General features: G+C 51.7%; 11 protein-coding genes. 4 read left to right on the plus strand and 7 right to left on the minus strand.

Going from position 1 to position 14,659, the window contains the following annotated elements; all coding sequences use genetic code 11:
- Window positions 1–9 precede the first annotated feature (9 nt).
- Window positions 10–1,347 (minus strand): nitrate/nitrite transporter, encoded by a 1,338-nt coding sequence (locus N24_RS06650; protein WP_096455428.1) that lies wholly within the window; start codon window positions 1,345–1,347, stop codon window positions 10–12.
- Window positions 1,348–1,606: 259 nt separating this feature from the next.
- On the opposite strand from N24_RS06650, the gene N24_RS06655 reads away from it, so the two are divergent.
- Complete coding sequence (locus tag N24_RS06655) at window positions 1,607–2,095, plus strand: MogA/MoaB family molybdenum cofactor biosynthesis protein (RefSeq protein WP_096455430.1); 489 nt, start codon at window positions 1,607–1,609, stop codon at window positions 2,093–2,095.
- Window positions 2,096–2,130: 35 nt separating this feature from the next.
- On the opposite strand, the gene N24_RS06660 is transcribed toward N24_RS06655, so the two are convergent.
- From N24_RS06660 to N24_RS06685, 6 genes are all read right to left on the minus strand, one after another.
- Entirely contained in the window at window positions 2,131–3,141 is a 1,011-nt protein-coding gene (locus tag N24_RS06660; protein ID WP_096455432.1) for a CNNM domain-containing protein, read from the minus strand.
- Window positions 3,142–3,144: 3 nt separating this feature from the next.
- Window positions 3,145–4,560, minus strand: a complete 1,416-nt coding sequence (locus N24_RS06665; RefSeq protein WP_096455434.1) for a hemolysin family protein — start codon at window positions 4,558–4,560, stop codon at window positions 3,145–3,147.
- Window positions 4,561–4,759: 199 nt separating this feature from the next.
- Window positions 4,760–5,323, minus strand: coding sequence for a molybdenum cofactor guanylyltransferase (gene mobA, locus N24_RS06670; protein ID WP_096455436.1), 564 nt, complete (start codon window positions 5,321–5,323; stop codon window positions 4,760–4,762).
- Window positions 5,324–6,535: a molybdopterin molybdotransferase MoeA gene (locus N24_RS06675; RefSeq protein ID WP_096455438.1), complete on the minus strand. Its 1,212-nt coding sequence runs from the start codon at window positions 6,533–6,535 to the stop codon at window positions 5,324–5,326.
- Between the two features lie 48 nt (window positions 6,536–6,583).
- Window positions 6,584–7,747 (minus strand): GTP 3',8-cyclase MoaA, encoded by a 1,164-nt coding sequence (gene moaA, locus N24_RS06680; RefSeq protein ID WP_096455440.1) that lies wholly within the window; start codon window positions 7,745–7,747, stop codon window positions 6,584–6,586.
- A 64-nt stretch (window positions 7,748–7,811) separates the two neighbouring features.
- Window positions 7,812–9,536, minus strand: coding sequence for a long-chain fatty-acid--CoA ligase (locus tag N24_RS06685; RefSeq protein WP_096455442.1), 1,725 nt, complete (start codon window positions 9,534–9,536; stop codon window positions 7,812–7,814).
- A gap of 928 nt (window positions 9,537–10,464) precedes the next feature.
- Between N24_RS06685 and rho the strand changes: the two genes are divergently transcribed.
- Genes rho through prmC form a run of 3 tightly spaced genes read left to right on the plus strand, consistent with a single transcriptional unit; the run spans window position 10,465 to window position 14,618 of the window.
- Window positions 10,465–12,702: a transcription termination factor Rho gene (gene rho, locus N24_RS06690; protein ID WP_096455444.1), complete on the plus strand. Its 2,238-nt coding sequence runs from the start codon at window positions 10,465–10,467 to the stop codon at window positions 12,700–12,702.
- A complete protein-coding gene (gene prfA, locus N24_RS06695; RefSeq protein WP_096455446.1) occupies window positions 12,702–13,778 on the plus strand; it encodes a peptide chain release factor 1 in 1,077 nt (358 codons plus the stop codon). Before rho ends, prfA begins: the two co-directional genes overlap by 1 nt.
- Window positions 13,779–14,618, plus strand: coding sequence for a peptide chain release factor N(5)-glutamine methyltransferase (gene prmC, locus N24_RS06700; RefSeq protein WP_096455448.1), 840 nt, complete (start codon window positions 13,779–13,781; stop codon window positions 14,616–14,618).
- The last annotated feature ends 41 nt before the right edge of the window (window positions 14,619–14,659 follow it).

Below are 14,659 nucleotides of genomic sequence, written 5' to 3' on the forward strand. Positions count from 1 at the left end.
CCTTTCGGTTTATCCCGGGAATGGAGCGTTCGGGCGAGCGTAGTAAATCCAGGTCAAAGCAGTGGCAATGATGAAGAACACCACGCAGCCCCAGAAAAACGCCACGGTAGGAGTAACAGAGAGCAAGACACCGACGACGAACGGACCAAAGGCACCAATAGCACCTGTCCAGCCGATCACGCCACCAGCTTGGCGTTTAGGCAAAATCATGGGCATCTGTTTGAAAGTTCCGGCATTGCCAAGACCGGTGAAGAAGAACAAAGCAAGCATGGACCACAAAAATGGCCAAAAATCATCGGGAGTTTCAGCCTTAGACAAGAAGATCGCAGCTGCTGCAGTAGCGATGATCATGCCTATGCCACCGACAAAGGTCCAGATAGCACCGCCGTATTTATCACACAACGGCCCCCATGCAGCGCGGACTAAAGCACCAATGAGTGGTCCAAGGAACGCGAAGGTTGCACCAGCGTGAAGCATTTCAGCAGGATAAGACTCTGCCATCTCAGATGCGATGCCGAAGTTGTTGTTGATAATCAGGCCAAACTGAGCGGCAAAACCGGCAAATGCACCGAATGTCATGAGGTAGATGACAGATAAGATCCACGTGTTCTTATTGCCAAAAATATCAATCTGCTGGCGGAAGTTAGCTGTAACGGGCACATCTTTGAGGAAAAGGAAGGCAAGTACTGCTGCAAGAATTGTCCATGGAACCAGCACGATCGCGGCATTGTGGACAAATACTGTGGTGCCTTCCTCAGTGCGCTGTGGGGTAAGGAACCCAATGCCGAGCAGGCCGAAACCCATCACCCAGGGCCCCATGAACTGAATCAGGGAAACACCTAAGTTTCCGACACCTGCCTGCACGCCGAGCGCAGTTCCCGACATAGCTTTAGGGAAGAAATACCCGGTAGATGGCATATAGCCAGAGAACACGCCGCCACCGATACCGGTTAAGGCAGCAAGAGTTAACAGCCACCAATAGGGAGTGTCAGCATCTTGGACAGCTAGGAACCATCCAAACATAGGGATTAAAAATAGTGAGGAAGAAATTCCGACCAACTTGCGGGTTCCAAGAACCGGTGGCAGGAACATGTAAATCAGTCTGATGAGTCCGCCGGCTAGTCCAGGGATAGAAGCGAGCCAATAAAGCTGACTTGCTGAAAGATCAAAACCGATGCGATTTAATAGGGGAGCGATGGCTGAAACTAGATACCAAACACAAAACCCGATGATCATGGAGAAGGTCGTTATTGCGAGGGTTCGCCATGCTATTTTCGAGTCCCAATGTTCAGGATCTTCTGGATCCCACCCTTGAAGAACAACGCCTTTGGTGTTGAGTTGCGTCACGTTATGCCTCTTCATGGTTATGTGGAAGGGCTTTCCAACAAGCCCGTCCAATGGCTGTGATAACTCTTAAGATAACAGCTCTGACCTGGGCTTGTCTATTTTTTAAACGGTAAAACCCGTACTTAATTAAGTAACATAAATGTGTCGTAAATTGCTTTATGCAGGTAGTTGCATTTGTGTTTATATCAACATTTGAAAAACGGAAAAAATATTTAAACTGGAAAAGGGGGATTAAATACCCCCGCTTGAGGAGAAAGTGATGCCCGTACAGACCAAAAACCTTCAAGGTTGCGTCATTGTTGTGTCCGATCGGATTAAATCGGGCGAAAGAATCGACAAAGCCGGACCCATTGCCACCGAACTACTGAAAGAAGCAGGCATTGAAATTTCCTATTTCACAGTCGTGGAAGAAGGATACGAATCCGTCCACCAAGAGCTCACCAAAGCGGTGGCGCGCCGGGACCGCGTGATAATCACCATCGGTGGCACAGGAGTAGGCCCTAGGAACCGAACTCCAGAGGCAACAGAGCCGTTTATCGATACCCAACTGCCCGGCTTGATGACTCAGATTTTGTTTTCCGGATTATCCAATACCGCGCAGGCCGGATTATCACGGGGATTGGTCGGTCTAACAGCGCGGGATTCCACCGCTAGTTTGATTGTTAATGCACCGAGTTCTTCCGGCGGTGTGCGCGATGCGCTCGGAGTGGTATGCCCACTTCTGGGTCAGATTTTTGAGCGTCTCTAAGTTCACTACTCTGTAATCAATCCAATCGCCAGCTTCTAACCTGCCACCGGCCAGACGTATTTGAGCATGTCATCCCAAGAAATCACACCAAGCATGGTTTCACCATCGGCTGACACAACGGCGCCGATTTGTTCGTTTTCAGCTCGCATGAGTTCAAGTGCCTCTTGGATGGTGGTGTTTTCTGACACGGTCAGAATTGGCCTAGACCAAGCTGAAGCCTGGGCGTCCTTGCTTGCATCCAAAGTGTCGCGCACGTGGATGACGTGGGGGATTGAGTGGGAGGGGGCGTCGATAAGCACTCGTAAATTCCCGGAACGCTTCGCTGTGCTTTGAACCTGTGCAACCGTGGCGGTGGCGCGCAACGGTTCAAAGGGGGTGCGCAGCATCTGGCTGACCGTTGTTTTCTCAAGCGCAATGATGCCACTGATTTGTGTGGCGGATCGTGCGTCGAGGGCGCCGGTTTTGTGGGAGTGCTCGACAAGGGCGTGCAGCGTATCGGCATCATAGCCACCAGCTGCAGCACGGTCGATAGGTGTTTCGCCGGCTTTTCGGACCAAGGCATTGGCCATTTTATTGATCCATTGCAGCAAGGGTCGAAGGAGGTTGATAAAACCTCGGGCGGGAAGCGCGATTGTTCGAAGAGCGGTTTCGGGGTGTGCAATCGCCCAGGACTTTGGTGCCATTTCGCCGATAACCAGGTGCAGGAATGTGACGATGAACAGGGACAAAATAAACGCGATGATATCGGCTGCCACCAGCGGGATATTGGCAAGCTCGAACAACGGCATCATTGCGTGGTGGACCCATGGCTTGGTGATCGCTCCGAGTGCAAAAGTGACCACGGTGATGCCCAATTGGGCACCGGCCAACATGAGGGTCAATTCGTTGAGGCTGCGCAGGGCAGCTCTGGAGGACCTGGATGTTTCAACAGTGTCTTCCAGGCGATTTCGGCGAGCTGCGAGAAGTGCGAACTCAATGATCACGAAGAATGCGGATAAAACAATGAGCACAATGGTGACGGGCAAAGCAACATACCAATGCATCATGATCTAGGAGGTCTCCTCTTGGACAGGCTGGTCTAGCTCAACTAATTTCAGTGCCAATTTGGACGGCACATTTCGCTCCACGTCTAAAACAGTGATGCGCAAAAGCCGCTGCGTCGGAGCGGAGCTGTTGAGGTAATCATCGGGTTCTAGCTCGAGGGAAATATCTACCACGTCACCTGCACTAAGCAGAGAATTAGCGCGATCGAACAACAGCCCAGAGATAGTTTCATAATCGCCTTCGGGAAGATCATGGCGAATGGCTCGTTCGACCTCATCTACAGGAGTGTCACCATCAATTAACCATTCATCCACACTGGTGGGGGTGATTTCTTCTGTGGATTCAGTGTCGTGCTCATCGGTGACATCGCCGAGGATTTCTTCTGCCAAGTCCTCCAGGGTGACAATGCCAATGAACCCGCCATATTCATCAATCACGCAGGCAAGTTTCTCCTCACGATCTTGAAGCTCTGTGACCACATCAGGCAGTGACATAAATTCTGGAACCACGACTGGTTTAGACATCAGCTCAGTTACTGGAGTGTCATTGGAAACCACGGTGGAAAACTCGGTGGAAAACTCAGTGGAAACTTCAGTGCCCAAAATATCAAGCAGGCTGATCACACCGACTGGCACGTGGTTTTCATCAATGACAGGGTAGCGCGTATGCGCAACAGCCATGAGAGATCGGACCTCGTTGATGGTGGTGTCAGGATCAACCACACCCACACGCGACCGCGGAATCATCGCATGGCCCACATCATGGGTGGGAAAATCCAAAAGACGATCTAATGACAGTGACGTGGAATCATCCAAATCACCACTGTCCCTAGAGGAAGCAACAATGTGGGGGAGATCTTTTGTAGTGGCTGAGGAATCTACATCTTCCACCGGTTCGATTCGCAGCAACTTCAAGAGGGCGTTTGAGGAGAGATCGAAAAATTTAATCAACCAGCCAGTTAATTTGAGATACCAGGTGGTCGAAGGTGCAAGTGCCAGAGCAGATTTCAGTGGGGCAGCGATGGTATAGTTCTTAGGGAAAAGTTCACCAAAAATCATCTGCACAATGGTGGAAATAGCCAGAGCTAAGATGGTGCCCACAGAAATAGAAACCGCGGTTGGAATTCCTACGCCACCGAGCATGACACCCAATGCGTTGCCCACTAAAGGCTCTGCAACAAAACCAACCAACAGGCCGGTTACGGTAATACCAAGCTGAGCTCCAGAGAGCATGAACGATGTACGGTTTGTGATTTTGAGTGCGCGTTGAGCTTTTTTATCACCGGAATCTGCTAAAGTACGCAGCTCATTCCTATCAACGGACATGTAGGCAAATTCTTGGGCCACGAACAATCCGTTGAGGATGATGATCGCCCCAATGATCACCAATCCGGCAAGCAAAGACAAAATAGCTGTTAACAAGGTTTCACCTGCCTCAACACTTTGGAAGAAAAAGTGTGGACAGGCCAGATAGATCGTGCAGGAGGCTCCATACGGAGTCTAAACCTCATTCATTTTCGTTGGTGTAAAAGCAGCGTGAGTTTTACGTGCTCTATTCCAAGGTGTGGAATGTGATTTAGTGTACAGAAAACTTCAGAGACATCTGTCACTGCCGGGAAAATTAGTCGGCGTCAGGGAGCGAAACTTCACCTAAACTTTGCAGCTCAGCGACCGTATCGTAGTCTTTTTCAGAGCCATTTCCTTTGACTTCAATAATGTGGGTTACTTGCTTCAACAACGCTTTTGCTGGTCGATTTCTGGTCTCTCCCATGCTGTCTAACGCCAGCTTCAAGCTTTGCGTGCGCCACAAAGCGCAAAGCGGTTGCACCCATCCATCTTGACTTAACGTCACAGCCACATCCGCCTCACCAATGTCCAAGGAGAGCGCGGGAAGCATTTCTGCAGAATACGGCGCATCAACGGCCAGGACAGCGGTGAACTCATCACTCGTCCCAAACGCATCAAATCCAGCAGCAATTCCTGCTACCGGCCCACCTAACGGAGGATCCTCGCACACTGTCCGAACGCCAGGAATTTTGGCAGGGGAGACCACCACAATTTGATCTTTGGGATCCAGCCGAGACAGCAAAATATTAAGCAGCGAACGACCATCTACCTCCACGGCAGCTTTATTCACACCGCCCATGCGTTTTCCCTCGCCACCCGCAAGAATGATGATATTCATCTAGATTTGCCTCAACAAAACCTGAACGTGCTCGCCCTCAGCGATAGGATTTGTCACCAGCGCCAGCCCATCGCTTCCAGCCAAAGCACCAACCATATGGGAGCGGTGCTCCACGGAATGGGCAGTACGCGTCGCCCAATCAATTGTTACCGGAACCGCGAACACCATGCCCTCCCGGGCGCCTAGCGCGCGAGCTGAGGAAAGCCAGACGAGCGGAAGTTCGCTTATCGACGCCACCCTCTTTCCACCCCCCAATCTTTTTAGCACTGGCACAACAAAGAGGTTGAAACTAACCCATGCGGCTACGGGATTACCTGGCAGACACACCACTTTCGTGCCATTCCAGTGCCCATGACCTTGGGGTTTACCGGGCTTCATCGCTAGGGTTAAGAACTCAAATCCACCTGCTTTAGTACCAACAGCCTTGACTACATCAAATGCTCCCGCTGAAATCCCACCAACGGTAATGATCAGATCAAATTCCTCAGCCACCTTGTCAAAGGTTTGTTCGAGCGCTTCTGGATTATCATCGGAATGAACATGCTGCGGATTAACTACACCTAAGCGTTTAAGCTCTGCGATAAGCATCGGACCGTTGGAGTTGGGAATACCCCAAGGATTGTCTTTTACTAGTTCATCGCCAGTAGTAACTACCACAACTTTTGGGTCAGGGTGTGCTGAAACTGTAGGCGCACCGACCGAAATTACTGCGGCAATAGTGCCGGCATCTAAGGGTGTACCTGCGGAAACAGCTACATCTCCTGGCTGGAGGTGTTCTCCTTTTAGCCGGATATTGTTTGATCTCGCTGGTAATTGATTGATTGTGATTTCATCAGGCAGACTGTGATCTGCCGGGGCATTGGTTAATTCCACCGGAACTACCACAAGCTCCTTATCAGTTGGTGGGATCGGCCCGCCTGTCATCACACGGATTGCTTTGCCGTTGTTAATTCTTACTGGCGCAGCACCTGCCGCAGTATCACCACCGACCAAGAAGGTCCACGGACCACTTCCGTGAATATCTTCTTTTAAGATCGCATAACCATCCACGGCAGAATTGTCAAACTTAGGAATCGGCAGTGTGGCTACAACATCTTCAGCTAGATGGCTAAGGTGAGAAGCGTTAATGCTTGGAATTTCTACTGGATCAAGCGGTGTGGTGCTGTCCATCAAAGCAACTAAATACTCATCAACGCTACGGTTTTGTGCCACCTAGAATGTCCCTTCACTTTAAATATTTGCTCACGCCTTAAGAAAGCTCTAGCCACCGATGGCAGACATGGGGCGATCAGGCTGTAAGAAACCTTCATCATCAATGCCGTGGCCTGGTTTTTTCTCCCACATTGCACCAGCCCAGAGGTCTGCAAGTTCATCGTCACTAGCGCCTTCACGCATGGCATCGCGCAGAGGTGTTTCAGTGCGGGAGAACAGGCAGTTTCTAATCGTGCCGTCGGTGGTGAGACGCGATCGGTCGCAGTCACCACAAAATGGGTGTGTAACAGATGCGATAATGCCTAATTTTCCAGCGATCTCAGGGTTGGTTTTATCCACGGCATTCCACAATGCAGCTGGCGCAGCTCCACGGGGTTCTTTGGCGGGAGTTAAATCAAACTGAGTTCCAAGACGGTCCAGAATTTCTTGTGCGGTCACCATATCGCCGCGTTTCCACTGTTCACGAGGCCCCAGCGGCATCTGCTCAATAAACCGCAATTGGGCACCTTTTGAAAGGCAGTATTCGGCTAACGGCACAATATCTACTTCATTGACTCCAGGCATGACAACGGCGTTAATTTTCACCGGATGTAAACCTGCAGAAACAGCAGCGTCAATGGAGCTTAAAACTCCAAACAGTCGATCGCGCCTAGTTAAAGAGATATAGCGTTGCGCATCAATGGTATCGAGTGAAATATTCACCCGGTCAAGGCCTGCCTCTTTCAAACCCGCGATTTTCTTATCCAGACCAAGGCCGTTGGTGGTCAGCGCGATGCGGACTTTTTCACCTTCATCGGTTAGAAGTGTTGCAGTGCCCGCGATAATATCCTTCAAATTCTTGCGCAGTAAAGGCTCTCCGCCAGTAAAACGAATTTGACGAATGCCCAGTTTAACCACCGCAATGCGAATGAGACGCAGCACCTCGGCGTCGTCAAGCGTCTGTTCGGTAGGCAACCACTCAAGCCCCTCTGCCGGCATGCAATATGTGCAGCGCAGGTTGCAGCGATCAGTCAGCGACACCCGCAGGTCGCGTGCAATGCGCCCAAATCGATCAACCAGAACGCGACGTCCGTCCGCCTGCGCGGCCGGAAGGTCTTCAGGTACCTGGCGCGGCAGATATGCATCATGTTTGATGCTGGTAGCAATGCTTTTCGACGCCTCCTCCCGCTCTTGGCGTGGGGGCGTCGGTGAAAGAAATAGGCGAGTAGTCATCTTCTAGCCCATCCTAGAAAGCGCAGTCGAATAAAGCCAGTAAAAGCCGGAATAAATAGGAGAGTTATTTCTCACCTGGGCCTTTAAGCTTAATCACCTCGAAATCGCCATTGCGAAGATGCTCCCGCAAATCCTTCTTGTCATATTTGCCCACTGAGGTCTTGTCTACCTCATTCACAAAAGTCCAATACTCCGGCAACATCCAGTTGGGCAGACGATCACGCAAATGATCACGCAAACGCTCGGCAGTTTCCCGCGTGCGCTCAATGCCCGGATACAGCACAGTGACGGCGAGCGGGCGTTCCACCCACTTGTCATCAGGGAACCCGATAACCGCACATTCAACAACTTCTTCCGTAGCGATGATGAGATTTTCCAACTGTGCGGAGTAAATCCACTCGCCACCAGAACGAATAACATCACGTGCACGGTCTTGAATTGTCAAAAATCCATCCGACGTGACAGAACCAACATCGCCGGTCCGCAGCCATCCATCGGCGGTAAACAGTTCATCGAGCTCCTCGACATCCTGGTCACGGAATGTGGAGGCAACCCCGCCTTCCTTCTCAACATCAGGATGGAAATAACTGGCCGTAACCCACGGCCCACGAACCTGAATTTCACCCTCGTTGCGGTCCGTGGACGCCATGACCTGGCCATCATTAACAATGCGATACTCCAACGACGCTGGGAAACGTCCCTGGGAAACGCGATAACTCCACCGAGCTTCACCCGAAACACCAGACGGCGGGCGCGAGACAGTTCCCACCGTAGACGTTTCCGTCATGCCCCACACATGCACAACATCGACACCATAACGCTGCTCCCACATGGTGATCACAATCGGTGGCACAGCGGAACCGCCCACATAAAGCTCACGCAACGACATGCGCTCTGGTGGATTCTTCAAATAGTGAACCATGAGCTGAATCCACAGCGTTGGCACACCATGCGCCACGCGCGGAAGGGTCGTAGAAATAATTTTCGCTAATGTCGGAGCCGAAAGATCTGGCCCCGGCAACACCAGGGGAGTACCTGACATAAATGCTGCAAATGGAACGCCCCAGCTTAAGACGTGATAAATGGGAACACAGCACAAAAATGTCTCACCGTGCTCAACTGCTAAAGAATCAGTGGTGCGCAGACTTAAAGACTGCAGATAAAGCGAGCGGTGAGAATACACCACACCTTTAGGAGGTCCGGATGTACCAGTGGAGTAACAAATCGCAGCAGCTGTGCGCTCATCTTGAACAGGCCAATCATAAACAGTGGACCGGCCATCAAGAAGTGCTTCATAGGAATAGAGCTTTACGGTTTCTGGCATAAAAGCTGCTGCAGCCGAAAAATCATTCGGGCCAATGAACACCACAGCACGAACCTTCGGCACTTCTTTCAATACCTCGCCCAATTGCTCCGCCATTCGGGGGTCGGCAATGACAACTTCAGCTTCCGAGTGGTTAAGAATGAAAGAAATCTGATCATTCATCAACTGCTTATTCAGCGGATTAAACACCGCACCCATGCAGGCCACAGCGAACATTGTTTCCATGTGTTCTGCACAGTTATACAGCATCGATGCCACACGCTGATCACCTGTAATGCCTAAAGAATCATGCAGTGCATGTGCGAGTGCTGCAGCCCTGGCCCCGACAGCACTAAACGTTTGCTGTGATTGTTCAAGGCCATCGGCACCGCCCCACGTGGTGATCAAAGTTTCACCGTGCACAGTGGAACCGTATTCGAGGATTCGGGTGAGAGACAGTGGAACGTCCTGCATCGTGCTGAGCATGCAATCAACAATAGCGTTGGATATGGAGTGTGCAATGAGTCAGATGCAAGCAATGGGAAAGTAGCCGATTTAAAGGGTTGAAATTCCGCCAATGAGTCAAAGTATGGGTGGGACTCGTTTGGGCGCTTAAAAACGATTCTGGAGGGTGTTCATTTTGTGGCTAGTGGGGTAGATGTGAAACCTGGAAGTTTGCTGATCAAGGATTCGTTCCAGGCGGGCGGCGAGTTTGGTAAATCGAACGAATATTTGCATGGAGAGGTCGGTATGGTGCAAAAATTCGATCACTTTGCGAGTTTCGCCGCAGTTTTAGAACGAATATTCGCACATTCATTCCCTTTTGGAGTGTGGGCTGATGTTGCTAAGAGTCCTACTTACTTATCTCCCACATGCCGACGTTGAGGTTGGAGAAATCTAATGGTGGAAGTTGGTTACGTGAAGTGTTCGACCGAAATTCCCCCGGGCGCCTTACTAAATGAGGAGCAATTAGGGAGGGGAATGAGACATATGCCCACCCAATGCGCTAGAATTACCCACCAAGGCCGGGAACTGCTTCCCGGTGCACATAAATTCCCAGGAAAACGTACAAATTATCGTGCAGCGGGATCATTATTATCCCGTATGACTGGAAATTTCTTAAAGGGGCACCCGGAGGGTGTGTGCTTTGAAAACCTCTATTGTTCTTAAAGTCACATCTCGGTCTGGAAGAAAACACACTTTTATGCGTTTTGTGCGTAATAGTTGAGTCAACTTCGTATTTTGTGTCATCCTGCGCGATCGTTTATTCGTGCGTAGACAATTCGCATGTGCGACCACCACCTGGGTGTCACGTTCAATTACACAGAAGCCGAGTTCAGCCAGATCTTTCACCCGTTTATGACAAACGGGTATCTCACTACTACTTGGTCTGAACTGCAATGAAAGGAAATCTGTGACAACCACAGACAACACCGCAGCGAATCAGGGTGAACTGACCGCCCTTCGACTGCCGGATCTGCGCAAAATTGCTGCCGACCTTGGACTCAAGGGGACTTCGGCATTGCGTAAAGGCGATCTGATCAACGCCATTTCAGCAGCTCGTGAAGGAAAACCAACCGCTGCTGCGAAAAAGACTTCCGCTAAGAAAGCTCCGGCACGCACAAGTGCCAAACAGCCAGCAGAGAATACGGCACCCTCAGCACCTGCAGCCACCACACAGCCGGTTGAGCAGACACAAGAAGCTCCCGCACAAGCCGCTGAAGAAGCTCCAGCTGCGCCTAACCGTCGTGGACGCCGACGCGTAACTACTTCTGCAACCACTCCTGAACCTGCGGCACCTGCACAGCAGCCTAAGTCCCAGGCTGCAGCACAGGAAGAATTGCCAGTGGCAACACAAGAAGCAACTTCTGCGCAAGATGGAAACCAGAACCAGGGCGAAGAAGGCGATGATCGCTTCGAGTCTCGTTCTGCTGCACGTCGTGCTCGCCGTAATCGTCAGCGCCAAATCCATCGCGATGGGGACAGCACTGACAGCACACAAACTGAGACCGAGAACACCTCAGTAAACACCCCAGCAGCTGAAGATGCATCCGAGTCAGCACAGGAAACTCGTGCTCACAACGACAGCGCCGATAACGGTGACAACAGCTCTGACAACTCCGACGACAACAACCGCAACAACAATCGTCGTGAGCGCGGAAATCGCAGAAACAATCGCAACTACCGCGACAGGGACAACAGGGATAACCGAGACAATCGCGACAACAGCGATCTGGCCGATGATTCCGCGCAGTCCAACAACGCTGATGCGTCAGAGAACGCAAATGACGGCAACAATGATGATCGCCGTTCCCGAAATGATCGCAACAACCGGAACAACGACCGCAACGACCGCAACGACGACAACGATGATCGTCGTGGACGTCGCGGACGCCGCAACCGTCGTGGACGCAATGACAACCGCGACAACAGGGACAACCGCGACAACAACGATGGTGACAACAACTACCAGGAAGAGCAGCTGCAGCAGGTAGCGGGCATTTTGGACATTGTTGATCACAACGTAGCATTCGTGCGTACCACTGGTTACCATGCTGCACCGTCTGATGTGTTTGTGAGCAACCAGCTGATCCGTCGCATGGGACTGCGCTCTGGTGACGCCATTGAGGGCCAGGTCCGTATGAACCAGGGTGGTGGCAACCATAACCATGGTCGCAACCGTCACAAGTACAACAACTTGGTTCGCGTGGAAATGGTCAATGGGCTTCCAGCTGAAGAGACTCGTAATCGCCCTGAGTTTGGCAAGCTGACTCCGCTGTACCCGAACCAGCGTTTGCGTTTGGAAACTGAGCAGAAGATCCTGACCACTCGTGTGATCGATTTGATCATGCCTATTGGTAAGGGACAGCGTGCGTTGATCGTGTCGCCACCTAAGGCTGGTAAGACTACGATCTTGCAGAATATTGCTAATGCCATTTCTACGAACAACCCTGAGTGCTACCTCATGGTTGTGCTGGTTGATGAGCGTCCTGAAGAAGTTACCGATATGCAGCGCTCTGTTAACGGTGAAGTGATTGCGTCGACGTTTGATCGTCCACCATCAGAGCACACTGCTGTTGCTGAGCTGGCCATTGAGCGTGCAAAGCGCTTGGTGGAGCAGGGCCAAGACGTTGTCGTCCTACTTGATTCCATTACTCGTTTGGGTCGTGCCTACAACAACAGTTCGCCTGCATCGGGACGTATTTTGTCCGGTGGTGTGGATTCCAATGCGTTGTACCCACCGAAGCGTTTCTTGGGTGCTGCTCGAAACATTGAAAATGGTGGTTCTTTGACCATCATCGCAACTGCCATGGTGGAGACTGGTTCTGCTGGTGACACTGTGATCTTCGAGGAGTTTAAAGGCACTGGTAACGCGGAGCTGAAGCTGGATCGTAAGATCTCTGAGCGTCGCGTGTTCCCAGCTGTGGATGTTAATCCTTCGGGTACTCGTAAGGATGAGCTGCTGCTGAACCCTGATGAGGCTCGCATCATGCACAAGCTGCGTCGTATTTTGTCTGCGCTTGATAATCAGCAGGCTATTGATCTGTTGATCAAGCAGCTGAAGAAGACCAAGTCCAATGCGGAATTCCTCATGCAGGTTGCTTCTAGTGCGCCGATGGCGGGTACTGAAAAAGAGGAGGATTACTCCTAATGGCATCGCAGGTATCTGCAGTTGATGATATTTTGGCGGAGTATCACGGCCTGGAGCAGCAAATGGCTGATCCAGAGTTGCACAATGATGCAGCTGCGGCGCGTCGAGTAGGAAAGCGTTACTCAGAGCTGCAGCCAATTATCAATGTGCACCGTGAACTCACTTCTGCTCAGGATGATCTTGAAGCAGCGCGTGAAATGGCTCATGAGGACCACGAGTTTCAGGCTGAGGCTGAGCGCCTTGAGGCCGAAGTCGTGGAGTTGGAAGAAAAGCTTGCTGATCTTCTAGCGCCGCGTGATCCCCATGATGGTGAAGACATCGTCATGGAAATCAAAGCTGGTGCCGGTGGCGAAGAGGCGGCGTTGTTCGCCGGTGATTTGCTGCGCATGTACCAAAAGTTTGCGGACAAGCACGGCTTTGTCGTGGAGGTTTTGGACTCTGCGGAATCTGATCTCGGTGGCGTCAAGGACATCACCTTGTCTATTCGTTCACGTCAGCCGTCTCGTGATGGTGCGTGGAGCCAGTTCAAGTTTGAAGGTGGCGTGCACCGTGTGCAGCGTGTGCCGGTGACTGAATCTCAGGGACGTATTCAAACCTCTGCTGCGGGTGTGCTGGTGTATCCAGAACCTGATGAGGTTGAGGATGTTGAGATCGATGAGAAGGATATTCGCGTCGATGTTTATCGTTCTTCCGGTAAGGGCGGACAGGGAGTTAACACCACTGACTCGGCTGTGCGTATTACGCACTTGCCAACCGGTTTGGTGGTGACCTGTCAGAAGGAACGTTCTCAGATTCAAAACCGTGCCCGCGCAATGCAGGTGTTGGCTGCGCGTTTGCAGGCAATGAAGGAAGAAGAAGCTGCTGCTGAGGCTGCTACCGGACGTGCTGCGCAGATTCGCACCATGGACCGCTCTGAGCGCATTCGCACCTACAACTGGCCAGAAAACCGCATCAGCGATCACCGCATCGGTTTTAAGGCTAATAACTTGGATTCCGTTCTCGATGGTGAATTGGATGATCTGTTCACCGCGTTGCAGGCCGCTGAGCGTGCTGAACGTCTAGAGGCCGAGAGCTAAATGGCAACCCTTGGGGAAGCTTTGCGCGACGCCACCGCCACCCTGGAAAGGGCGGGGGTGGCGTCGCCACTTGTTGATGCTCGTTTAATTGCGGCGCATCTGTTGGGGTGCGGTCAGCTTGATTTGGCGTTGCGCATGCGCGATGAGGTCCCAGAGGGGTTTGCCGAAGCGATTGCGCGTCGCGAAAAGCGCGAGCCACTGCAGCATATTTTGGGCACCGCGCCCATGGGACCGCTTGATTTGCACGTGGGCCCGGGTGTGTTTATCCCGCGCCCGGAAACCGAGGTGCTCGCGGACTGGGCCGTGCGGCAGGTGCGGGGAAGCGTCGAAAAGCAAAGAATTATTGACCTGTGCACCGGGTCCGGCGCACTTGCCACGTACATCGCCCATGAGCTTGTCGACGCGACCGTCTACGCTGTCGAGCTCGATCCGGGGGCAGCTACGTGGGCGCAGAAAAACTTTGATGAATTCGCCCCGCAGGTGCACCTTATTCACGGTGATGTCACTGATCCGACATTGTTGTCGCAGCTTCACGGCACGTTTGACATGGTGGTTTCTAATCCGCCTTATGTTCCGGAATCTGATGATTTGGATCCGGAGGTCTATCAAGATCCACACATGGCTGTGTTTAGTGGCGCTGATGGCATGGACGTGATCAAGGAAATGATCCACCTTGTTTTCAATTTATTGCGTGAAGATGGGGTAGTAGGCATTGAACACGATGATTCGACTTCCGAAGCCGTCCAAGAAGTCTTCCGGCAACACGGAGGATTTGAAGCCATTGAGGTGCTAAATGATCTCACCGGCACAGCGCGGTTTGTTACAGCGCGTAAACTGTGACTTTGTAAAATTTTAAAAACATCCGTACACCAATTACAGGA

The sequence above is a fragment of the Corynebacterium suranareeae genome, from assembly GCF_002355155.1.
Classification (GTDB): domain Bacteria; phylum Actinomycetota; class Actinomycetes; order Mycobacteriales; family Mycobacteriaceae; genus Corynebacterium; species Corynebacterium suranareeae.

Excerpts from the sequence above, each read along its gene's own strand:
- moaA (WP_096455440.1), bottom strand. The coding sequence starts at position 7,747 with ATGACTACTCGCCTATTTCTTTCACCGACGCCCCCACGCCAAGAGCGG.
- N24_RS06685 (WP_096455442.1), bottom strand. The coding sequence starts at position 9,536 with ATGCTCAGCACGATGCAGGACGTTCCACTGTCTCTCACCCGAATCCTC.
- N24_RS06660 (WP_096455432.1), bottom strand. The coding sequence starts at position 3,141 with ATGATGCATTGGTATGTTGCTTTGCCCGTCACCATTGTGCTCATTGTT.
- mobA (WP_096455436.1), bottom strand. The coding sequence starts at position 5,323 with ATGAATATCATCATTCTTGCGGGTGGCGAGGGAAAACGCATGGGCGGT.
- prmC (WP_096455448.1), top strand. The coding sequence starts at position 13,779 with ATGGCAACCCTTGGGGAAGCTTTGCGCGACGCCACCGCCACCCTGGAA.
- N24_RS06655 (WP_096455430.1), top strand. The coding sequence starts at position 1,607 with ATGCCCGTACAGACCAAAAACCTTCAAGGTTGCGTCATTGTTGTGTCC.
- prfA (WP_096455446.1), top strand. The coding sequence starts at position 12,702 with ATGGCATCGCAGGTATCTGCAGTTGATGATATTTTGGCGGAGTATCAC.